Below are 21,846 nucleotides of genomic sequence, written 5' to 3'. Positions count from 1 at the left end.
TCGGCGTCGCGACGGCGACCACACGGTCGACGGGATCTATGTCCCGCCACCGCGCGAGGTGCCTCACCCTCGCACCGAGCCGACCGATTGGCCACCGCCCACACAGTCCTCCGCCGACCCATTCTCCGCCGCGCCATCCTCCACCGACCCGTTCTCCGCTGACCCACCCCCGTGGGCGGCCGCGGCGCCAGGCAGTGCACCTCCGGCACGGCCGCCGGACGCGCCGGATCGGCGTCCCGCGCAGCCCCCGACGGACCACACGCGATTGTCGGAGTGGGCCGGGCGCTCCGCCGCCTGGGCGGCGGCCGACGACGAGCACTTCGGCGACCACCCCGCGGAGGACGACGAGGAAGACCCGTATGCGGCGATGGCGGACCTCCCCTCGGCGCATAAGGTCCAGCGAGGCCGCGACCAGTGGCTGCCGCCGCTCTACCCGCAGGAGCTGCCGCCGCCGGAGGACCGGCGTGTTGAGATCCCGTCGCACCGGTGGGTGGAGTCGCTCGGGACTTCCGCGATACCGCCGACGCATGATGCCGGCGAGCGCTCCCGGGCGACCGCATGGTGGATCGCGATCGGCGTCATCATCGTCGGGCTGGCCGTCGCCGCCGGCGTGCTGGTCGGCCTGCGGCTGGCCGCGCGCGCCGGGCACGGGCCCAGCGGCGCGGCCGGGGCTACCGGCGGCGGGCACGCAGCGCTGCGCATCACGGCCGAGCGGGTAGCCGCCGGCATCGGAGCCGGCCCGTCCGGCGGCTGCGAGCCGGTCACGACGTAGGGCACACGCCGGGGCGGCAAGGCCTGAACCCCGGTGCGACGTCAGCGACGGGAGGCCACGCGACGGGTGGCCGGGAACCATGAGGCGCGTCTCCAACCACCTGGGCGATCTCACCGCCGTGGTGGCGGGAATCCTCCTGGACGCGCGCGCCCCGCAGCAGCCAGTTACCGAGAAATCGGAACGCGCTAGGTGCATCTGCCGCAATCCGGGTAGAAACGCGGAGCCCTCGACCTGGGCGATGCCATTTGTACGCGATTGGGGTGATGGTCCATGAGCGGGCCTATCGTGGGCAAGCGCCGCCTCCGTGCCGAGCTGCGACGGCTGCGGCGCGAGCGGGAACTGACCCAGGACCTCGTGGCCGCCGAGATGGAGTGGTCGCTGTCCAAGCTCATCCGTATCGAGAACGGCACCGTCGCCATCTCGGTGAGCGATCTGCGCAGCCTGCTGGCCTACTACCGGGTCCACGACCCGCGGACGGTCGACGAGCTGCTCGAGCTGGCCCGCGCGGCGAAACGGCGGATGTGGTGGGACGAGTACCGCCCGATGCTGCTCGGTCAGCTGATCACCTACGTCGGGTTCGAGGCGGAGGCGACCCGCATCGGCGAGTTCTCGCCGATCATGTTCCCGACACTGCTGCAGACGCGGCGGTACGCCCATGCCACCAGCGACGCGGAGTCCCCGCTCGCCGAGCGCCGCATCGAGTTCCACATGCGCCGCCAGGAGGAGTTGTTCAGCCGCGAGGAGCCGCCCCACATCCAGGTGATCCTGGACGAGTCGGTGCTGCGCCGAAGCCCCGTCCCCGGCGACGAGGCGCTGCTGGTCGACCAGATCGAGCACACGATCGAGGTCGCCCAGCGCCCGTACACCGAAGTCCGCGTCGTCCCCCTCAACGCCGGGTATCACGCCGGCTGGGAGGGCGACTTCACGCTGCTGGAGTTCGGCGCGGATGACGGGGTGCTCTACCGCCAGCAGTTGCTCTGGGAGGAGCCGGAGCTCATCACGACGTACCGCGGCATCCTCGAACGGCTCGGCCAGCGCGCCCTGTCGCAGGAAACCACGCTCGACCTCCTGCGGCAGGTCGCCCACGACCTGAAGTGAGCCGGCCGGCCGGCTGCTACGCGGCCTCGGGCAGCGCGAACGCGGCGCCGGCCTGCTCGGGCCGCCAGCCGGCCGCGACCGCCCGCCGAAGGGCATCGGCCACGAGCGCGGGCCGCACGGTGCCGGCGGGCAGGCCGAGCCAGTTCCTGCGCCCAGTCTGGCCCGCCGGGGCTACGCGCAGGCGGCCCATACCGGGCGAGAATGCGCGAGCGCCGAAGAGAAGCCGAGGACGGCCCCCGCCCGGAAGCCGCGCGGCGTCCACCCGTTGTCCAGCCTCATGCGCCGACGTTCACCGCTCGGCATCGCTGAACGCGATCGATATTGATCCACACCGGCACACCTGAATCAAACCCCCGGCAATGTCACTGTCCGATGTGGAAGACCAACCGGCGGTAATCCGGACTTTTAGGTTTATTAGATATCGAGGGGGACGCACGCCTTTCGCACAGCGAATGATCACGTTAAGTTAGGCCCTGGCCTGCTCGGCAGTCCGCCGTCCACCCCGGACGGCGCCGGGCAAGCGCCGCCGAATCGAACTCGGCGCGCCGCCCGATCGGCTTGGGCGCGCGCATCGAACCGGGGACCCAGAAACATTCGTGTGGGGTGAATCCGCAACGTCGCGGTAGGGCGTCCTTCTAAGCCCGAACCCGTCAGCTAACCCGGTAGGCGGTCGGTGAAGAAGGGTCTTTCCTTGTCCACTGGACACCGTGCCGGGCGGTCAGTGCTGCGAACCCTGTTCATCGGGCTCGTGTCACTCACCGTGCTGGCACCAGCCACGGTCGCGCACGCCGATCCCACGCTCGCAGAGATCGAGGCCCAGCTCGACAAGTCGAACAAGGACCTCGAGGCGACCATCGAGGCGTGGAACAAGATCAATATCGATCTCGCGGCCTCCCAGGCCAAGGCCACCGAGCTGCAGACGAAACTCAAGCCGCTCGAAGACAGCATGGCCGCCGCCAACGCCAGCGTCGAGGGCGTGGCGATCGCCGCGTTCAAGACGTCGGGCAACCTTCGCAGCCTGTCCATCATGCTCAACGCGACGTCGTCGGACTCGCTGATGGACCAGTTGTCGATGCTGCAGCAGATCACGCGGCAGCAGCAGAAGGAGATCGACGACTACAAGACCGCCAAGTCAAAGGTCGACGACGAGAAGAAGCTGCTCGACCAGACCATCGCGGCGCAGAACACGCAGAAGACCGACCTCGAGAACCAGCGCAAGAAGATCGAGGGCGACGTCAAGAAGCTCGAGGTCCTGCAGAGGAAGGCGACCGCCGCCGGCAGCACGAAGGTCAATCCGCCGAAGATGGACCCGGGCAACCTGCCCGCGGTCTCCGGCAAGGCCGGCGTCGCCGTGAGCTTCGCACAGGCCCAGCTGGGCGAGCCCTATGTGTGGGGAGCGGCGGGCCCGAACAGCTGGGACTGCTCCGGCCTGACGATGGGGGCGTGGAAGGCCGCGGGCGTGTCCCTGCCGCACAACGCCGCCAGCCAGTGGAACACCGTGGCGCACATCCCGCGGTCCTCACTGGCCCCGGGCGACCTGGTGTTCTACAACGGACTCGGGCACGTCGGGATCTACGTCGGCAACAACACGATCATCCATGCACCACACACGGGCGACGTCGTCAGATACGCGAAGGTCGACATCGACAGCATCGTCGGGTTCGGCCGCGTCAGGGCCTGACCCGGCGACGAGGGGCCGCGGATCGCATCGATCCGCGGCCCCTTCATCATTGGGGCATGGCCTCGTGGGACCCGCAGCAGTACAACAGCTTCGCCGAGCAGCGGGCCCGGCCGTTCCGGGAACTCGTGGCCCGGATCCCGACCACCGGCGCGGTCGCGGTCGTGGACCTCGGCTGCGGGCCCGGGACGATGACCGCCTCGCTCGCCGAGCGCTGGCCCGACGCCGCGATCCTCGGCATCGACTCCTCGCCGCGAATGATCGCCGCGGCCGCCGAGCTGCAGACCCCGCAGCTGCGCTTCCAGCTCGGCGACGCCGGGCAGTGGCGCCCTCAGCGCGGCTCCGTCGACGTGATCGTGGCCAACGCCTCGTTGCAGTGGGTCGACGACCACGAGGCGCTGCTGCCGGCCTGGGCCGCCGGGCTGGACGACGGCGGGACGCTCGCCTTCCAGGTGCCGATCGCCTCGCACGACCCCGGCTTCGGGCGGGTCGCGAGCCGGCCGCGCTGGGCACCGCTGCTCGCCGGCGCGCTGGAGGCCACCGGGCCACGCTCGGCCACGCCCGTGCTCGATGCTGCGGAGTACGTGCGACTGCTCAGCGCGGCGGGCCTCACGGTCGACGCCTGGGAGACGACCTACTACCACGTGCTACCGGGCGACGACCCGGTGTTCGAGTGGTTCAAGGGCACCGGCCTGCGGCCCTACCTCGACGCGCTGTCGCCGGACGACGCCGAGGCGTTCGCCGCGGAGGTCCGGGAGGAGCTGCGGGTGCGGTACCCCCGGGAGCCGTTCGGCACGATCCTGCCCTTCCCGCGGCTGTTCATCGTCGGACATCGGGCCTGACCCGCGTCGGGTGGTTTACATCGCGCGTTGACCGGCATCCTTACGCTGGCGCGCGTGAGTAAAACCGCGAAGATCATAATTTTCAGCCTGATCGGCGTCGTCGTCCTGTGTTGCGGCGGTGGCGGGGCCGGGCTCTTCTTCATCATCAACTCGGCCACCAAGGAGCCTAAGGCTGCGGCCGGGAACTTCCTGATCGCGCTGGAGGCCGGCAACGACGAGGGGGCGTACGCGCTGCTGTGCCGCACCGCACAGACGAACTACGGCCCCGAGGAGTTCGCCAAGATCGTCAAGAAGAACGTGCCCGCCTCGCACGACTTCAACTGGGGCGGCTCGTACAGCAACGAGAGCGGCGTCGAGACCGCCTCGGTCACGGCGACCATCACGTACAAGAGCGGCGGCAAGGACGGCCACACGTTCGCGATGCGCAAGGAGAACGGCGCCTGGAAGGTGTGCGGCGATCCGTACTGACGAACGGCACCGGCACGACGAAAAGCCCCGGGTCGCCTCGACCCGGGGCTTTTCGGCAGTTCAGGGGTTACGCCGCCTGCAGGCCCTCGGCGCGGGCCAGCTCGCGCAGCCGGCCGAGCGCCTGGATCTCCAGCTGGCGGATCCGCTCGCGGGACAGCGAGAACCGCGTCGCGACCTCGGTCAGCGAGTGCTCCCGCCCGTCTTCGAGGCCGTAGCGGGCCCGCATGATGCCGGCCGAACGGTCGTCGAGGTGGTTGAGCAGGCCCTCGATCCGCTGCCGCTCGAGGGCGGCCAGCACCACGTCCTCCGGCGACGGGGCGTCGGAGTCGGCGACGAGGTCACCCAGGTTGGTGTCGCCGTCGTCACCCACGGGAGTGTCGAGCGAGACGGTGTCCTGCGACCAGCGCATGAGCTCGTGCACCCGCTCGACGGGGACCCCGAGCGCGGTGGCCAGCTGCTCCGGCTCCGGCTCGTTGCCCAGCTCGCGGGTGAGCTGACGCGCGACGTTACGCATCCGGTTGACGTCCTCGACGAGGTGCACCGGGAGCCGGACCGTGCGCTCCTGCTGCGCGATCGCCCGGCTGATCGCCTGGCGGATCCACCACGTCGCATATGTCGAGAACTTGTAGCCACGGACGTAGTCGAACTTCTCGACGGCCCGCACCAGGCCGGTGTTGCCCTCCTGGATCAGGTCGAGCATCGGCATGCCGGACCGCACGTAGCGGCGGGCGATCGACACCACGAGCCGCAGGTTGGCCCGGATGAACCGGTCCTTCGCCCGCTCGCCCTCGGCCACCAGGCGGTGCAGCTCCGCGGCGGTCACGCCGTCGGGGACCTGGTCGGTGTCCAGCAGGTGCTCCGCGTAGAGCCCAGCCTCGACCGCCTTCGACAGCTCGACCTCAGAAGCGGCGTCGAGCAGCGGCGTGCGGGAGATCTCATGCAGGTACACACCGACCAGGTCGCGCTCCTCGGCACCTGAGTCGGATCGCATCTCCACTTTCACGTTCTCCACTTCGGGCCCCTCCCCGCTCCATCCTTCGCCTTCCCCGTTTCACCCTGCTAAAACGGGTGCCCCCCCGGGTATGCCCCCTACACAACAGTCGAAGCGCCTTCCGAATTCCGCCCTCAGGGGCGAATCGGTGACGACCCCTGAGAGTTGCACCACTTACCTAGACGCTCGGGAGGCTGCTCCGGTTCGCTTCGGTTGCAACAAGTGATACGTGGTGTTCCTGCCCGTCAGACGCCTGAATTCGCTGTGAGTTCCCTGGGAACGCCCGTGCTGGGAGCGCCCGGCGCAGCTCGGGCACGGTTCTTCATCGGCAGCTGTCGGCCCTGCGACAGCCTTTCGCGCAAGCGCACCACCATCCACTACCCGGCGATCCATTCCTGCAACAACTCGGCCTCTTCGTCAATACCCAGCCCGTTGCGCGTATCGATGTGTGATCTGTCACGAATTGCGCCAAGGGTGTCCCGGACGGTCTCCGCCAGGGGCCGGGTGCGCAGGCCGGCGGCGATCGAGGCGGTCACGTCGCGGTCCATGAACCCGGCGTACTGCGGAAGAGGCAGCCAGAAGGGCAGCGACCGCGGCCCGCCCCACGGCTCCACCCCGTGCTCGAGCAGGAACTCCTGGGTGACCCAGGTGGGCGCCTGCGGGGCCCCGGCGCCCTCGGCGAGCCCCCGGTGGAACTCCCGCCTGGTCATGGGCGCGCCGATGCCGTCGAACGCGCCGGCCAGCCCGGAGCCGGCGGCGGCCAGGATCCAGTCGGCCAGGTCGCGCACGTCGACGAGCTGGACCGCATCGTCCGGGCCGCCCGGCGCGAGCACCTCGCCGCCCCTGGCCGCCCGGCGCACCCAGTACTCGAACCGGCCGCTCGGGTCCTCCGGCCCGACGATCATCCCGGCGCGCAGGACGAACGTCCGGCCGGCGCCGAAGCCACCGACGGCGAGCCGCTCGCAGGCGACCTTGCACCGCCCGTACGACTCGGCGCTGGCACGCGGGTCGGCGTCGTAGTCGGGCGGCAGCAGCGGCGCGGACGGGGCGACCTGGTGCGGGGTGGCGGTGTCGGCGTACGCCGATCCGCTGGACACGAACGTGTAGTGCCCGGCGCGGCCGGCGAGCGCGTCGACCGCGTGCCGGACGTGGTGCGGGTGCCGGGCGACGTCGACGACCGCGTCGAACTCGCCGGCCACGGCGGCCAGTCCGCCGGGATCGTCCCGATCCACCCGGACGAAACGAGCGCCTTCAACCGGTTCACCCGACTCGCCCCGGGCGGCGCAGACGACGTCGTGGCCACGGGCGAGTGCTTGGCGCGCCACCGCGCGCCCCAGGAACACGGTTCCACCGAGTACGAGCATCTTCATCGCCCGATGTTCGCGCTCGCCGGGAGCCGGCACAGCCTGTTTCGCGCGCAGCGGATCCGCCCAGGACGAAATTCGCACGGGCTCAGGCGCCCCGGCCGCTGCGTCCACAGTGGACAGCTGCGCGGCCTGGCCGACACTTACGGACCTCCCGGCGTGCGCCGCCAGTTCGCGAAGGGCCGTTGCGATGAACCCTCTCCTTAACCCGTAGGACACCAACCCGACCCCAAGTCCTGCTCGCGCGCGATCGATGCCTTCGGAAGGATGACGACCGACGCATGTGTCCCCCCCAAAAGGAGAGATCATGGCTCAGCCCCGCGCCCGCGGCTGGCGTATCGCGCAGCATCTCGCGGTGCCCGCGCTCGCCGTTGCCGTTGTCGCACTGCTGCCGTTGGCCAAGGGTGGCTCCGCCCCCGGGACCGACCGGTGGACGCCGCTCAGCCCGGCCAAGGTGGCATTCACCCAGAAGACCGGGCCGACCACCACCGCACAACTGCTCGGCTTCAACGATTTCCACGGCAACATCGACCCGCCGACCGGCAGTGGCGGTCTCGTCAACGGCGTGCCCGCGGGCGGCTCCGAGTACCTCAGCACGTATCTCACCCAGTTGCGCACCGCCGCGAAGAATTCGGGCGTGCACGGCAGCGACACGGTCGTCGCCGGCGACAACATCGGCGCCTCGCCGCTGGTGAGCGCCGCGTTCCACGACGAGCCGGCGATCGAGGTCCTCAACGCGATGGGCGTCGGCCTCGCCGCGGTCGGCAACCACGAGTTCGACGAGGGCGTGACCGAGCTCTACCGCATGCAGAACGGCGGCTGCCACCCGATCGACGGCTGTCAGGACGGCGACGGGTTCTCCGGGGCGAAGTTCCCCTACCTCGCCGCCAACGTGACGAACAAGTCGAACGGCCTGCCGATCCTGCTGCCGTTCACGATCCGCTTCTACGAGAACGTGCCGGTCGCCTACGTCGGCATGACGCTCGAGGCCACTCCGGGCATCGTCAACCCGGCCGGCATCAAGAACGTCGAGTTCCACGACGAGGTCGAGACGGCCAACAAGTACGCGAAGATCCTCAACTGGCTCGGCATCAAGTCCATGGTGCTGGTGATCCACGAGGGCGGCTTGCAGAGCAGCCCGCCCGCGCCGCTGGACCCGTCGGGCTGCGCCAACTTCGCCGGGCCGATCACCGACATCGTCAAGGGCCTCGACCCCGCGTACGGCGTCGTGGTCTCCGGTCACACGCACCGCTTCTACACCTGCGAGCTGCCCAACTCCTCGGGCGCCAGCTCGCTCGTGACCAGCGCGGGCTCGGCCGGCACCCTGGTGACCGACATCCGCGTCACGCTGGACAAGAAGACGCGCAAGTTCGTCGACGCGTCGGCCACCAACGTGATCGTCGCCAACGGCGTGAAGAACCCCGACGGGACCTACCAGAAGGACGCCACCGGCAACCCGGTGCGCAACCCCGCCCTGGTCGACCCGAAGGTCAAGAAGATCGCCGACAAGTACCGCGTCGCGGTCGCCCCGCTGGCCAACAAGGTCATCGGCAGCATCACGGCCGACATCACCACCACCGCGTCGGCCGCCGGCGAGTCCCCGCTGGGCGACGTGATCGCCGACGCGCAGCTCGCGTACACCAAGTCGACCGGCGCGCAGATCGCGTTCATGAACCCGGGCGGCATCCGGGCGTCGCTGACGTACGCCAACTCTCCTGGCGGCGAGGCGCCGGGCCAGGTCACGTACGGCGAGGCGTTCACCGTCCAGCCGTTCAACAACCTGATCGTCACGCAGTCGTTCACCGGCGCGCAGCTCAAGGACGTCCTGGAGCAGCAGTTCGTGGGCTTCCAGGGCCAGACCGTGCAGCGCATGCTGCAGGTCTCGGCCGGCTTCACGTACACCTACAGCGCCTCGGCGCCGGTCGGGTCCAAGGTCAGCGACATCAAGCTCAACGGCGTCGCCCTCGACCCGGCGGCCACCTACCTGGTGACCACGAACGACTTCCTCGCCAACGGCGGTGACGGCTTCCTGAACCTCGCGAAGGGGACCGGCCGGGTCACAGCGCCGGGCTTCGACGTCGACGCCCTGACCGCCCACCTCGGGACCGGCCCCATCGCGCCGGGCACCGCGGACCGCTACACGAAGGTCGCCTGAGCTCATGCGGCGTGGGCGGGCGGCCTGGGTTTTCTCACCGCCCGCCCACACGTATGCTCGGCAGCGCCGGTAGCCGACTAGGTCGAGGAGTGTTGATCTGTGGACCGTCCCAGCTGGGCCCCGGCAGAAGTCGACCTCGACCGGCCGAGCGTGGCCCGCGTCTATGACTACTACCTCGGCGGCTCACACAACTTCGCCGCCGATCGCGTGTTCGGCGAGCAGGTGCTCAGCGTGATGCCGGCCGTCGCCGCGCTCGCCCGCAGCAACCGCGCGTTCCTGCGCCGCGCGGTCCGTGAGCTTTCCCGCCAGGGCATCCGGCAGTTCATCGATCTCGGCTCCGGCATCCCGACCGTCGGCAACGTGCACGAGGTGATCGCCGACGCCGGGATCGGCGACGCCTGCGTCGCCTACGTCGATCACGACCCGGTCGCCGTCGCGCACAGCCGGGCCATCCTCGCCGACACGCCCGGCACCGCCGTCGTCTCCGGCGACCTGCGCGACCCGGCCGGCGTGCTGGCGAAGCCGCAGGTGCAGGACCTGATCGACTTCTCCCGGCCGGTCGCCTTCCTGCTCGTCGCCGTGCTGCACTTCGTGCCCGACGAGCTGCGCCCCGCCGACATCGTCGCCGGATACGCCGCCGCCGGGGCGCCGGGCAGCCACATCGTGCTGTCGCACACCGGCCTCGACCGGCCGCTCACCCCGGCCGAGGAAGACGCCTACCAGATGTACCGCAAGTCCCCCACCCCGCTGATCCTGCGCTCGAAGGAGCAGGTCGCGGCGCTGCTGGGCGACCTGACCCTGCTCGAGCCCGGCGTCGTGGCCCCGCACGCGTGGCGCCCGGACGGCGACGAGGAGCCACCGGCCGACGGCAACGCGATCGGCAGCGCGGTCGTCGCGCGCAAGGATTAGCGCCCACCGATCATGACCGCCACCAGCCCCACGCCGACGTCGTGGGACCGCCCTCATCGCGCCGCCGAACGCCTGGCGCGCGCCTGGTCACTGGCCATCGCCGGGACCAGTTACGTGTCGATGAACGGCCTTGAGGTCCAGGACTTCCTGACCAGCCTCGCCACCCGGCTCATCCACGCGCTGACCGCCGAGGTCTTCGACCCCGCCGACGTGCGCGAGATCGGCTCGACGCTGGTCGCCGCGCACTTCACCGAGCCCACCACGCTGGAGCGCACCCTCGCGGTGCTCGCCGAGCAGTTCGGCAACGCCCCCGTCAAGCGGGTCGCGCGGGTCCAGGGGGCGCTGGCCTCGGGCTACGCGCTCGCGCTGCGCGATCGGGTGCTCGAAGAGCAGGAGGAGATCCGCACCGCGGCGCTGTGGGCCCGCGCCCGCGCCGAGGAGGGGCGCCGGGTCAGCGAGGCGCGGTTTCAGGCGATCTTCGCCGGTGCCGCGATCGGGATGAGCGTGAGCACCGTCGACGGCCAGGTCGTCGAGGTCAACCAGGCGCTGTGCGACATGCTCGGGTACACCGCCGACGAGCTGCGCTCCATGGCCTTCGAGGACTTCGTGCTGCCGGAGGACCCGCCCAGCGCCAGCGCGATGTTCGCGGAGCTGATAGAGGGCGGGCGCGACCAGTTCCGCATCGAGAAGCCCTACGCCCGCAAGGACGGCCACCGGGTCTGGACCGACCTGGTCGCCTCGATCATCCGGGACGAGGACGGCCGCCCGCGCTGGCTGGTCTCCATGGTCGAGGACATCACCGAGCGGCACCTGCTACAGGAGCGCCTGCGCCACCAGGCGCTGCATGATCCGCTGACCGAGCTGCCCAACCGCACGCTGTTCTTCGATCGGCTCAACGAGCTACTCGACACCGCCGCCGAGGGCGACGCCGCCCGGGTCGGCGTGTGCTACCTCGACGTCGACGGCTTCAAGGTCATCAACGACACGCTCGGCCACGACGTCGGCGACCAGCTCCTGCGGACCGTGGCCCGCCGCCTGGACCGCTCGATCAGCGGCGACCGGCAGCTGGTCGCGCGCATGGGCGGCGACGAGTTCGTGGTGCTCGTCGAGCAGTGCGGTGGCATCGAGGACGTGGTCGCGGTCGCCGAGAAGGCGCTCAGCACCGTCCGGGCGCCGGTCCACGTCGACGGGCACGAGATCAGCATCTCGGCCAGCATCGGGGTGGTCGAGCAGCCGGTGCTCGGCACCAGCACCGCCGAGCTCATGAAGGCCGCGGACACCACGCTCTACTGGGCCAAGGCCGACGGCCGCAACCGCCTGGCCCTCTTCGACGCCGACCGGCACGCGCGCGAGGTGACCCGCTACGAGCTGTCGGCGAGCATGCCGGCCGCGCTCGAGCGGGGGGAGTTCTTCGTCGACTACCAGCCGCTGGTCCGCCTCAGCGACGGAGTCACCACCGGCGTCGAGGCCCTGGTCCGGTGGCGGCACCCGCGCTTCGGCGTGCTCCGCCCGGACTCGTTCATCGGCATGGCGGAGGAGACCGGGCTCATCGTGCCGCTGGGCCGCTGGGTGCTGCACGAGGCGTGCCGGCAGGCGGCCGAGTGGCGGCGCGCGGTCCAGGATCGGGCGCCCATCATGAGCGTGAATCTGGCGGTACGGCAGATGCGGGACCGCACCATCGTCCGCGATGTGCGCGCGATCCTCGAACAGACCGGCCTGCCGCCGTCGGGCCTGCAGCTGGAGCTCACGGAGAGCGCCGTCATGGGCACGGGCGGCGATCCGATCGAGGCGCTGAACGCCCTGGCCGCGCTGGGCCCGCGCATCGCCATCGACGACTTCGGCACCGGGTACTCGAACTTCGCGTACCTGCGCAATCTGCCTGTCCACAGCCTGAAGCTGGCCGGCTCGTTCGTGGCGGGTCTGCGCCCCCCGGAGCGCCCGGACCCGGTCGACCAGGAGATCGTGGCGGCGGTCATCGGCCTGGCGCACACGCTGAAGCTCAGCGTGACGGCGGAGGGCGTGGAGACCGCGGAGCAGGCGACGCGGCTGCAGGAGCTGGGCTGCGACACGGCTCAGGGCTGGTACTACGCGAGTCCCGGCCCGGCCTCCGCCATCAAGCTCTGACCACGCCACCCCGCTGACAGATGCGCTCCGGAGCGCACCTGCCAGCGGGCTTCATGCGAGGCGGCTAGTGCGCCGCGTATGGGTTGACTTCCTCGTGCATGTCCGACATGAACTGCGACCACATGTCGCTCTCGCCCGGGTCGGCGCCGACCAGGTCGTAGTGGCCGTCCAGGAACTCCGTGTCGAGCTGCCACTCCGGGACGTCCAGCTCCTGCTCGTCGAGCCGCAGGGGCTCCTCGTGCTGGTCGGCCTCCGCTACGTCGCCAAGGTCGTGCGCGTGCGTGGCGTCGTGGCCGCCGTCCGAGAAATCGTGCTGGTCGTAGTGGTGGTCGTCGGCAAGGACATGCTCGACTCCGCCGTCGTGGTCGACGTGGAGATCGTGCTCCATGCCCCAGTCGAGGTCAAAGTCGCTCATAACCTGCTCCCGGTTCCTTCAGGTCCCTCTCATGAGGTACGTCTAGAACGGTAGGTGCCGATCCGAGCGCCCTGATCCCCGATACGTGCCACTCACCTCGAAACGGCTATCGCGTCCGCCGGTCGAGCCAGCCGTCGCCGTTGACATCCTCATAGCGGGCGTCCATGACCCCGTCGTGGTTGGTGTCGATCTCGGAGGAGTTGATCAAGCCGTCCCGGTCGGTGTCGTGACCGACGAACTCGGGGCGTCCGTCGCCGTCCGTGTCCACCACGATGTCGACGCCGCCGTCGGCGCGGTTGACGTATGTGTGCTGGTCCCAGCGCCCGTCGCCGTCCCAGTCCACGCGCGTGTGGTAGCCGTCGGTCGGCGCCGCGCCGGGCACCTGTGCGTGTCCGGCGTGCTGCGCGAACCCCGCGAGGCCCGCGCCGATCCCGGCGTCGTGACCCGCCGCTCCGGCCTGCCCCAACCCGGCCTGACCCAGCCCGGCCTGCCCGCCGTCGTGCTGCCCGATGGCACCCAGCCCCGCGCCGATGCCGCCGTGGCCGCCCGGCGCCGCGTGCTCCCCGAGCCCGGCCAGCCCCCCGGCCAGACCTCCCGCCACGCCGCCCCCCGGACCAGCCTGACCGCCCTCGGCCCCCAGCCCGGCCAGACCTCCCGCCACGCCGCCACCCGGGCCAGCCGGACCGCCCTCGGCCCCCAGTCCGGCGAGCCCAGCGGCCACGCCCTTACCGCCCGACGGCTCGTGCGGGGTGCCTCCGGTGCCGGCCGCGTACGTGCTCGACTGGTACACCGTGCCCGACGAGCGCACCTCGCTGTGATACTCGGTGTGCGACTCGACGCGGCTCTCCGTGTGCACCTCTTCGAAGCCCGCCGACGCGTGCCGGCCGCCATGTGCGATGTCCTGCAGCTGCCCCCCGATCGACCCCGAGCCGTGATCGGCCGGCTCGACCGCCGCGTGCTGCTGCTCGACGAGATCGTGCATGTGATGCCCCACCGCGGCGCCCCCACCACCCGGCGCGTGGCCGGCGAGCCCGTGCGCGCTCACGCCATGGCCGTGCAGCACGTCGCCCAGGCCCGAGCCGATCGAGGAGAACACCCCGAACATGCTGGCCTTGCTGGTGCGCTGCTCGACGTGGGTCTGCCCGCCCGCGTCGCCGACCTGGGACCGCAGGACGTCCAGTTCGTCGGGGGTCAGCCGGTATTCGGCCAGAGCCCCCGCGGGGTCCGCCGCCAGCCGCGCCTTGAAGGCCTGGTCGCTGAGCAGGCGCTCCAGCACCTCGTCAAAGTCTGACATCCTACTTCCCCCTTGTTGAGTGACCGGTCAGTCGAGCTCAGGCATCGGAATCGGCTGCGGCCGCGGCCGGCAGGTCCCGCACTGCACCGCATCCTCCACGACGAGCCCCTCGGCCCTGTCGCGGCTCTGCGAACGGTGCACCTCCAGCAGGTAGGGGCCGAACTTCGCGTGGTCCTCACACAGCCCACGGCCGCAGAACCGGCACGACCCCCGCGCCGCCTTGGCACAGAACCAACAAAGCAACTTCTGACTCCTTAGCCGATATTGCAAAGTGAGTTGTAATGAAGGGTGGTGGAGACGGGTCTGGAACGGTTGCCAGCGGGATCGACTGCCTGTGCGGTCAACGTGATGTCTTGGTTACCGCCCAGCGCCACGTTGCCGAAGGAACCGGAGAACGTGTTCCCCTTCGCAAACTTGATCGACACCGAACCCTTGACGTTGCTGGTCACCGTCACGGTGAGCGACGACGACGCGTCGAACGAGTCCACGGCGGTAACCGTGATGGTCGTTGAGGTGGGGCCGGGAGCACCGTATTTGCAGCCCGTCGGATAAATGGTGTTCGGGTTCGGGGTCGGGAAGCGGACCACGGGGACGGTGGTGTCCTTCGGCGGCGCGGTGGTCACAGGGGTCGTGGTCGGCGGGGCGCCCGTGGTCTGCGTCGGGCCCACGGTGGTCTTCGTCGGGGTCGGAGCCTTCGTCGTCTTCGTCGGGGTGGCCTCGGGCGTCTCGGAGTCCGAGGCCGACGGCGAGGCGGAGGCCGACTCGGACGGGGAGTCGCTCGGGCTCGGGGACTCCGACGGGGTGTCGGCCGGGGACGGGGTCACCGTCGGGGTGCCGGCGGGCTTCGGCAGGGCCACGCCGTCGCCGCAGCTCAGGTCGGTCTGGTTGGACGGCGCGACGACCGTGCCGTCCAGCTTGACCACGCCGCGGCCGACCTCCGGGTCGTTACCGGCCGACAGGGCGAAGCGCGCCGCGCCCTCGTTCGTGACGGTGCCGATCGTGAGACGCAGCGGCTTGAAGGCGGTCGTCGTGCTCGTCGTGTCGACCAGCAGGCGGCCCCCGTCGAGGGTCAGGGCGGCGGCCGGCTCGATCGGCGTCTGCTGGCCGCTGAACAGGTCACCGACCCGCACGTCGGCGCCGGCGCAGAGGACCGTCGCGCTGCCGCCGCGGAAGGTCAGGGTCGCGGTCGACCGGGCGTCGACGCGGACGGAGTCGCCGTGCTGGACGTACACCTTGGCATCGCGTGTCATGGCGCGCTCGACGCCGTTGACCCGGACGGTCGCGCCGCCGCGCGTGACGGTGACCAGGGCGCTGTCGGTCGGCATCTCGGCCCACACCGGGCCGGCGAACAGGTTGGCGCCGGTCAGGAACAGCGCGAACAGCAGCAGCAGGACCAGCAGCCACCACAGCTTGCGCTCGAAGCCGCGGTCCATGCCGTCGTCGGCGGGGGGCGGCGGGCCGGGCGGCGCGGCGAGCGGCGGGTAGTTCGACGCCGGGTGCGCGCCCGACATCGGGCGGCGGCCGCCGCCGGGGGTCGTGCTGGCCTGGCGGCCGAGCAGGAGCGGCAGGCCGGCGACCGCGGGCAGCAGCCAGGCGCGGGCCGGCGTGCGGGCGGTGGCGACCTGGCCGGGCGAGCCCTCGCCGAAGGGGCCGATCATCGCCCCGCGGTGCAGCTCGACGCCCTCGGGCAGTTGTAGGCTGCCCGACTCGACGACGAGCGCGTCGTCGCCGGTGCGCAGCACGACCGGCTGACCGGGGCCGAGGTGCATGGGGCGGGCGCGGGTGAGCAGGCCCAGCCGGTCGTCGGGGCCGAGGCTGCTCAGCGCGGGCGTCTCCCCGATGAGCTGCTCCAGTTCGGCCCACTCGACCGGCGGCGGGCCGGGCAGCGGGCCGACGGCGGAGGCGACCGCCGAGGACGGGATGGACAGCAGGGTCGTGCCGGCCGTCATCCAGCCGAGCGCGGCCGGGGCGCCGGTCAGCGCGTTGGCCAGGCCGACGACGCCGCCGCGGCCGACGCGCTCGCGGACGCTTCCGGTCGGGTCGCCGGGCCGGCGGGCCTCCAGCGCGCCGTCGACGACGACGAACACCGACGGCTGCGCGGCACCGGCGAACACGACCTGCTCGCCCGTGCGCGGGTGCACCCAGCGGGCCTGCTCGGCGAGCTTCGCGAGGGCCTCGGGCGGCAGGCTGGACAGCGCGGACGCGGTCAGCGCGGCGAACCGGCGCGGCTGGTCGCGCACGAGCTTGCGCTCGCCGAGGCGGTCGCGCAGGCGCCGTCCGCGCCGGCGCAGCCAGCCGAGGAAGAGGTACACCACGGGCGCGAGCAGCGCCGCGCAGATCACGAACAGCAGCGCCCGGGCGAGCCACCCGGCGTTCCAGAGGCCGGTGACGACGCCGGCGACGCGGTCGGTGTACACGCGGTAGACGATGTTGATCGAGACGGCGATCCAGATGACGGCGAGCATGCCGTACAGCGCGACGAGCCGCCCCTCACGGTCGAGCTCGCTGAAGCGCGGCGGGCGGCGGCGCAGCCGGGCGATCACCCAGGCGAGCCCGCGGGCCCGCAGGTTGGGCACCTCGAGCCAGTCCATCAGCAGGTAGTACCCGTCGAGTGCCATGAACGGGTTCAGGTTGAACAGCGCGTTGAGGTACCACGCGAAGGCCAGCTTGAACGTCCACGGCTCCAGCTCGGGAAAGAACACGCCCACGATCTGGCAGGTGCCGGCGAGGATCAGGCCGGTGGCCGGGCCGGCGACGGTGGTGACGATGCGGGCTCGGCGGCCGGCCATCCACACGTCGGTGGTGTCGACGAAGACCGAGGGGATCCCGAAGTACACCAGGAAGCCCGCCACGGGCACGCGCCGCCCGGCATGTTTGGCGCCCAGCGCGTGCCCGAGCTCGTGGCAGGCCAGCGCGAAGACGTTGAGTCCGAGCAGGACCAGGGCGCCGGTGAAGTACGAGTCGTTGGTGAGGAACACGGACTGGTCGGCGCGGAACCAGTTCCACACGAACACGCCCAGCCCGGCCAGCGCGACGAGGCCGGCGAGCACCGCGAACACCCGGGTGAAGAACAGCCGGCCGCCCGCCTTGTAGAGGAACGTGACGACGGGGTCGACCTTCGCGAGCACCACCCGGCGCCCCTGCGCGGTCGCGAGCAGCCCCTTGCCCAGCCGGATCGGCCACGGCCGGCGGTGCACCCGCCGCAGGCGGTGGAAGGCGTCGACGGGCAGCTCGTCGAGCATGCGGTTGCCGGCCAGGTCGGCGACGATCCGGGTCACCTGGTCAGGGGCGAGCCGGCCGGAGATGCGGGCGAACTCGGCGACGAGCCGCGCCACGGTGCGGCTGCCGTCCATGGACTGCGCGAGCTTGAACTCCTCCGGCGTGAGCCGCAGGTAGCTCGACTCGCCGCGGTCCGGCGAGCGGAGCATCACGTATTCGACGCCGCGGGCCGACGTCAGCGTGACCGCCTCGACGCCCTCCCGCAGGACGGGTCGCGCGCGGGCCGGGTTGAGCCGGTCCGACACCGCATGCCACAACCCGGTGTCGGCGGGGCCGAGCGGTACACCCGGGGCACGCCCGGCAAGGGCCTCCCAGACACTGATGCGCGTCTCAATGACGGCCACGGTCGCTCCTGTTCGGGCACTGTTTCGGCCACGGACTCTAAGCGCGTTTCCGCCGTGCCGAAAGATTGCGTCCCGAACGTGACAGTGCTTCGGCGAAGATGGCAGCGTGTACATCCTCGCCATCGACCAGGGCACGACCTCCACCCGCGCGATCGTGTTCGACGCCGACGGCGCCATCGTGGCGCTTGACCAGCGCGAACACCGTCAGAGCTTCCCCCGCCCAGGCTGGGTCGAGCACGACCCGATCGAGATCTGGCACAACGTCCAGGCGGTGTCGACCCGCGCGCTGGACCAGGCCGGCCTGTCCCGCGCCGACGTCGCCGCGATCGGCATCACCAATCAGCGCGAGACCACGATCCTGTGGGATGCCCGCACCGGCGAGCCGGTGCACCCCGCCATCGTCTGGCAGGACACGCGGACCGACGCGCTCATCCGGGCCCTGGCCGGTGACGCCGGCCCAGACCGCTTCCGCGACCGCTGCGGCCTGCCGCTCGCGACGTACTTCGCCGCCCCGAAGATCGTCTGGCTGCTGGACAACGTCCCCGGCCTGCGCGAGCGTGCCGAGGCCGGCGAGATCCGCTTCGGCACCGTGGACACCTGGCTCATCGAGAAGCTGACCGGCCGCCACGTCACCGACGTCACCAACGCCAGCCGCACGATGCTCATGAACCTGACCACGCTGGACTGGGACGACGAGTTGCTCGCCGCGTTCGGCATCCCGCGGGTGATGCTGCCCGAGATCGGCTCCTCGTCCTACGTCTACGGCGAGGCGAGGACCATGCTGCACGGCGTGCCCGTGGCCAGCGCCCTCGGCGACCAGCAGGCGGCCCTCTTCGGTCAGGCGTGCTTCGCACCCGGCGAGGCCAAGTGCACGTACGGCACCGGATCCTTCCTCCTGCTCAACACCGGCGCCCGCCCCGTGTCCAGCGAGCGCGGGCTGCTCACCACGGTCGGTTACCGCATCGGCGCGGCGGATCCGGTGTACGCCCTGGAGGGCTCCATCGCGATCACCGGCTCGCTCGTGCAGTGGCTGCGCGACAACCTCGGCCTCATCGGCTCCGCCCCGGAGATCAACGACCTCGCCGCGACCGTCGAGGACAACGGCGGCTGCTACATCGTCCCGGCGTTCGCGGGCCTGTTCGCGCCGCACTGGCGCCCGGACGCCCGCGGCGTCATCACCGGCCTGACCGGGTACGTCACCAAGGGCCACATCGCCCGCGCGGCGCTGGAGGCGACCGCGTGGCAGGTCAAGGACGTGGTCGACGCCATGATGGCCGAATCGGCGGTACCGCTGGAGACCCTCAAGGTCGACGGCGGCATGACCGCGAGCGATCTCCTCATGGGCTTCCAGGCCGACGTGCTCGACGTGCCGGTGGTCCGCCCGACGGTCGCCGAGACGACGGCGCTGGGCGCGGCGTACGCCGCCGGCCTGGCGGTCGGTTTCTGGCCGGACACGGAAGCGCTGCGCGGGAAGTGGCACGTGGACCGCCGCTGGGAGCCTGCGATGACCACCGAGGCCCGCGATCGGGGCCACGCCCTGTGGCTGCGGGCCGTGGAGCGCTCCTTCGGCTGGGCCGACTGAAACGCCGCGCGGTGCGGTGCTCCCTCGAACGCGTCAGCAGACCCGTCGCGGGCAAGGAAAGGCGGCGCACCCCGCCAGGCGCGCCGCCTCCCTCGGGAAGGGGACCACCCTCGCGAACGCCGAGGGTCAGCCCAGCAGTTGCTCCGCCGTGGCCTTCGCGGTGTTGCTCGAGATCGCGAAGCCCACGCCGATGCTGCCGGCCGTCGCGCCCGACGTGGCGATCGCGGTGTTGATGCCGATCAGCTGACCGGCGGTGTTGACCAGCGCACCGCCCGAGTTGCCCGGGTTGATCGCGGCGTCGGTCTGGATGGCGCCCGGGATCTTCGTGGCGGCGGCGCGGCTGTCCTCGCCCTCGTCGATCGTGCGGTTGAGGGCGCTGACGATGCCCGACGTCACCGAGCTGTTCAGGCCCAGCGGGCTGCCGACGGCGAGGACGGTGTCGCCGACGTGGACGGTGGAGCTGTCGGCGAAGGCCAGCGGCGGGTAGCTACCGCCGCCGGTGATCTTGATGACGGCGAGGTCCGTGGCCTCATCGGTGCCGACGATCTGCGCCGTCGCGGACTTGCCGTCGGAGAAGCTGACCTGCACCGTGTCGCCGCGGGCGGTCGCGACGACGTGGTTGTTCGTCAGGATCGCGCCACTCTGGGTGATGATCACCCCGGAGCCGACGGCCGAGCCGGTGTTGATCGACACGACGCTCGGCAGGACCTGGGCGGCGACGTTGGCGAGGTTGGCCGAGCCGGACGACTGCGAGCTGGAGTTCTGCGCGCTGATGACCGTGTTGCTGCCCGCGGCCGGGCGCAGTTGCAGAGCCGCGACCCCGCCACCGACGGCCGAGGCGACGCAGAGTGCGACGGCGGCCACCGCGGCGGCGATGCCCTTGCCGAGCCGGCGGCGGCCGCCGAGCGGCGCCGGAACCGCGGTGACGGGCGTCACGTAGGGCGAGGACGGCGGGTACCACTGCGGCGGGTGTTGCATGTGCGGCACATACGGGGGCACCTGGTTCGACGACGTGTGCTGGTGCGGTTCCTCGGCCGGCCTCGGCGCCCATCCCTGCTGTTCGCTCATGATTTGAGCTTGCCGACGGCAGCTTGCGGGCTACCGGGAGCGGCCTGGGAAGGGGCTGTGAGGGGAAGGCGAACCTGGAAGGTGGCCCCACCACCGGGCGTGACGAAGACCGAAACGGTGCCACTGTGCACGGCGACCAGCGCGGCGACGATCGCCAGGCCCAGCCCGCTGCCGCTGTGGGCGCCGCCGGCCTGGCGCCGGGTGCGCGCCTTGTCGACGCGGTAGAACCGCTCGAAGACCCGGGCCGCCTGGTCGTCGGTCAGGCCCGGCCCGTGGTCGCAGACCTCGATCAGGGCATCGCTGCCGTCACGACGCAGCCGCAGCTCGACCGGCGTCCCGGCCGGGGTGTGGGTGAGCGCGTTGGTCATCAGGTTGCCGACCACCTGCCGCAGTCGGGCCTCGTCGCCGTTGACCTCGATCGGCTCGTCGCGCTCGAGGTCGAGGGCGACCTCCCGGTCGGGCGCGACCGCGCGGGCCGCGGCGACGGCGTCGCTGGCGATCACGCGCAGGTCCATGTCGGCCAGGCTGAGCGGGCGCTCCTGGTCCAGCCGGGCGAGCAGCAGCAGGTCCTCGACGAGCAGCCCCATCCGGGAGGCCTCGTCCTCGATGCGGCGCAGCAGCGCGGCGGTCTCCTCGGGCTGGCGGGCGGCGCCCTGGCGGTACAGCTCGGCGAATCCCCGGATCGTGGTGAGGGGCGTGCGCAGCTCGTGGGAGGCATCCGCGATGAACTGGCGCATCCGGTCCTCGGATGCCTCGCGGATGCGGAACGCCCCCTCGATCTGGCCGAGCATCGTATTGAGCGCGGCGGCCAGGTGGCCCATCTCGGTCTCGGGTGGGCTCTCGGGCACGCGCTTGGTCAGATCGCCGGCGGCGATGGCCGCGGCGGTGCGCTCGATCTCGCGCAGCGGCTGCAGGCTGGTCCGCACGATGGTCACGCCGACGGCGGCGATGACGACCAGCACGCCCGCGCCGATGAACAGCTCCGCGGCGACGAGTTCGTCCACCGCGTTGTCGATCATCGAGAGGTTTTCGGCGACGCCGAGCACGGTGCGGTCGCGCTGGGTGATGAAGACCCGCCAGCGCTCGCGGGTGCCCGGCGCCCGGACCGTGTACGGCTCGCCGAGGCGGTCCAGCAGCTCCTGCGTGGTGGTGGGCAGGGGCGGGCGGGCGCCGTCGTCCGGGACGCCAACCGATGCCAGGACCGGGGTGCCGTTACTGTCGGCCAGCCAGAAGAAGAAGTAGTTGCTCGGTACCACCGACTCGGTCTGCTGGCGCAACCGGTTGATGTCGACTGTGCCCGCGAGCGTGCGCAGCTGGTTGTCGACCTTGTCGATCATCGAGCTGCGCATGACGAGCGCGCTGGCGACGCCGATGACCAGCAGCGCCATGGTGACGAGCGTGAGCACCGCCGCGACCAGCCTGACGCGCAGCGGTACGTCGGAGATGAACCGCACCGACGGCCC

Annotated in this window: 17 protein-coding genes and 1 riboswitch; of the genes, 9 read left to right on the top strand and 8 right to left on the bottom strand. The window is 71.3% G+C overall.

Features of this window, described 5'->3' with window-relative positions; genetic code table 11:
• The first annotated feature begins 265 nt into the window (after window positions 1-265).
• Complete coding sequence (locus tag AB0367_RS17470) at window positions 266-772, top strand: hypothetical protein (protein ID WP_366227322.1); 507 nt, start codon at window positions 266-268, stop codon at window positions 770-772.
• A 270-nt stretch (window positions 773-1,042) separates the two neighbouring features.
• Window positions 1,043-1,870 (top strand): DUF5753 domain-containing protein, encoded by an 828-nt coding sequence (locus AB0367_RS17465; protein WP_366227321.1) that lies wholly within the window; start codon window positions 1,043-1,045, stop codon window positions 1,868-1,870.
• Between the two features lie 16 nt (window positions 1,871-1,886).
• Here the strand turns inward: AB0367_RS17465 and AB0367_RS17460 are convergent, their stop codons facing one another.
• Window positions 1,887-2,060 carry a hypothetical protein gene (locus tag AB0367_RS17460; protein WP_366227320.1) on the bottom strand — a complete coding sequence of 58 codons (174 nt, stop codon included), beginning with the start codon at window positions 2,058-2,060 and terminating at the stop codon, window positions 1,887-1,889.
• A gap of 324 nt (window positions 2,061-2,384) precedes the next feature.
• Window positions 2,385-2,553: riboswitch (cyclic di-AMP (ydaO/yuaA leader) on the top strand.
• 38 nt (window positions 2,554-2,591) lie between these two features.
• On the opposite strand from AB0367_RS17460, the gene AB0367_RS17455 reads away from it, so the two are divergent.
• From AB0367_RS17455 to AB0367_RS17445, 3 genes are read left to right on the top strand one after another with little or no spacing between them, the layout of a single operon-like run.
• Window positions 2,592-3,551 carry an NlpC/P60 family protein gene (locus AB0367_RS17455; protein ID WP_366227319.1) on the top strand — a complete coding sequence of 320 codons (960 nt, stop codon included), beginning with the start codon at window positions 2,592-2,594 and terminating at the stop codon, window positions 3,549-3,551.
• A gap of 56 nt (window positions 3,552-3,607) precedes the next feature.
• On the top strand, window positions 3,608-4,390 hold the full coding sequence (locus AB0367_RS17450) for a methyltransferase domain-containing protein (RefSeq protein ID WP_366227318.1): 783 nt from the start codon (window positions 3,608-3,610) through the stop codon (window positions 4,388-4,390).
• A gap of 54 nt (window positions 4,391-4,444) precedes the next feature.
• A complete protein-coding gene (locus AB0367_RS17445) occupies window positions 4,445-4,858 on the top strand; it encodes a hypothetical protein (protein WP_366227317.1) in 414 nt (137 codons plus the stop codon).
• 67 nt (window positions 4,859-4,925) lie between these two features.
• Here the strand turns inward: AB0367_RS17445 and AB0367_RS17440 are convergent, their stop codons facing one another.
• Entirely contained in the window at window positions 4,926-5,849 is a 924-nt protein-coding gene (locus AB0367_RS17440) for a sigma-70 family RNA polymerase sigma factor (RefSeq protein WP_366227355.1), read from the bottom strand.
• Between the two features lie 377 nt (window positions 5,850-6,226).
• A complete protein-coding gene (locus AB0367_RS17435; RefSeq protein WP_366227316.1) occupies window positions 6,227-7,219 on the bottom strand; it encodes an NAD-dependent epimerase/dehydratase family protein in 993 nt (330 codons plus the stop codon).
• A 301-nt stretch (window positions 7,220-7,520) separates the two neighbouring features.
• On the opposite strand from AB0367_RS17435, the gene AB0367_RS17430 reads away from it, so the two are divergent.
• The 3 genes from AB0367_RS17430 (at window position 7,521) to AB0367_RS17420 (ending at window position 12,401) form a co-directional block, all read left to right on the top strand.
• Window positions 7,521-9,368, top strand: a complete 1,848-nt coding sequence (locus tag AB0367_RS17430; protein WP_366227315.1) for a bifunctional metallophosphatase/5'-nucleotidase — start codon at window positions 7,521-7,523, stop codon at window positions 9,366-9,368.
• A 99-nt stretch (window positions 9,369-9,467) separates the two neighbouring features.
• Window positions 9,468-10,277, top strand: a complete 810-nt coding sequence (locus AB0367_RS17425) for an SAM-dependent methyltransferase (protein WP_366227314.1) — start codon at window positions 9,468-9,470, stop codon at window positions 10,275-10,277.
• Window positions 10,278-10,289: 12 nt separating this feature from the next.
• Window positions 10,290-12,401, top strand: a complete 2,112-nt coding sequence (locus AB0367_RS17420; protein WP_366227313.1) for an EAL domain-containing protein — start codon at window positions 10,290-10,292, stop codon at window positions 12,399-12,401.
• Window positions 12,402-12,465: 64 nt separating this feature from the next.
• Here AB0367_RS17420 and AB0367_RS17415 read toward each other — a convergent pair whose 3' ends face one another.
• From AB0367_RS17415 to AB0367_RS17405, 3 genes are all read right to left on the bottom strand, one after another.
• A complete protein-coding gene (locus AB0367_RS17415; protein ID WP_366227312.1) occupies window positions 12,466-12,816 on the bottom strand; it encodes a hypothetical protein in 351 nt (116 codons plus the stop codon).
• Between the two features lie 106 nt (window positions 12,817-12,922).
• Complete coding sequence (locus AB0367_RS17410) at window positions 12,923-14,110, bottom strand: hypothetical protein (RefSeq protein WP_366227311.1); 1,188 nt, start codon at window positions 14,108-14,110, stop codon at window positions 12,923-12,925.
• 254 nt (window positions 14,111-14,364) lie between these two features.
• On the bottom strand, window positions 14,365-17,733 hold the full coding sequence (locus tag AB0367_RS17405) for a cyclic nucleotide-binding protein (protein WP_366227310.1): 3,369 nt from the start codon (window positions 17,731-17,733) through the stop codon (window positions 14,365-14,367).
• 106 nt (window positions 17,734-17,839) lie between these two features.
• Here AB0367_RS17405 and glpK point away from each other — a divergent pair, with 106 nt between their 5' ends.
• On the top strand, window positions 17,840-19,315 hold the full coding sequence (gene glpK / locus AB0367_RS17400; protein ID WP_366227309.1) for a glycerol kinase GlpK: 1,476 nt from the start codon (window positions 17,840-17,842) through the stop codon (window positions 19,313-19,315).
• Between the two features lie 126 nt (window positions 19,316-19,441).
• Here the strand turns inward: glpK and AB0367_RS17395 are convergent, their stop codons facing one another.
• Entirely contained in the window at window positions 19,442-20,383 is a 942-nt protein-coding gene (locus AB0367_RS17395; protein ID WP_366227308.1) for a trypsin-like peptidase domain-containing protein, read from the bottom strand.
• Window positions 20,380-21,837, bottom strand: a complete 1,458-nt coding sequence (locus AB0367_RS17390) for a HAMP domain-containing sensor histidine kinase (protein ID WP_366227307.1) — start codon at window positions 21,835-21,837, stop codon at window positions 20,380-20,382. Before AB0367_RS17390 ends, AB0367_RS17395 begins: the two co-directional genes overlap by 4 nt.
• Between the last annotated feature and the right edge of the window lie 9 nt (window positions 21,838-21,846).

This window comes from Dactylosporangium sp. NPDC051484 (assembly GCF_040689395.1).
GTDB lineage: Bacteria > Actinomycetota > Actinomycetes > Mycobacteriales > Micromonosporaceae > Dactylosporangium.
This window is presented reverse-complemented; position numbering and strand designations above follow the sequence as displayed.

Bases quoted from the DNA above. Each gene is read 5' to 3' on its own strand.
- AB0367_RS17420 (WP_366227313.1), top strand. From the start codon at position 10,290: ATGACCGCCACCAGCCCCACGCCGACGTCGTGGGACCGCCCTCATCGC.
- AB0367_RS17410 (WP_366227311.1), bottom strand. From the start codon at position 14,110: ATGTCAGACTTTGACGAGGTGCTGGAGCGCCTGCTCAGCGACCAGGCC.
- AB0367_RS17450 (WP_366227318.1), top strand. From the start codon at position 3,608: ATGGCCTCGTGGGACCCGCAGCAGTACAACAGCTTCGCCGAGCAGCGG.
- AB0367_RS17415 (WP_366227312.1), bottom strand. From the start codon at position 12,816: ATGAGCGACTTTGACCTCGACTGGGGCATGGAGCACGATCTCCACGTC.
- AB0367_RS17395 (WP_366227308.1), bottom strand. From the start codon at position 20,383: ATGAGCGAACAGCAGGGATGGGCGCCGAGGCCGGCCGAGGAACCGCAC.
- AB0367_RS17460 (WP_366227320.1), bottom strand. From the start codon at position 2,060: ATGGGCCGCCTGCGCGTAGCCCCGGCGGGCCAGACTGGGCGCAGGAAC.
- AB0367_RS17465 (WP_366227321.1), top strand. From the start codon at position 1,043: ATGAGCGGGCCTATCGTGGGCAAGCGCCGCCTCCGTGCCGAGCTGCGA.
- AB0367_RS17430 (WP_366227315.1), top strand. From the start codon at position 7,521: ATGGCTCAGCCCCGCGCCCGCGGCTGGCGTATCGCGCAGCATCTCGCG.
- AB0367_RS17435 (WP_366227316.1), bottom strand. From the start codon at position 7,219: ATGAAGATGCTCGTACTCGGTGGAACCGTGTTCCTGGGGCGCGCGGTG.
- AB0367_RS17440 (WP_366227355.1), bottom strand. From the start codon at position 5,849: ATGCGATCCGACTCAGGTGCCGAGGAGCGCGACCTGGTCGGTGTGTAC.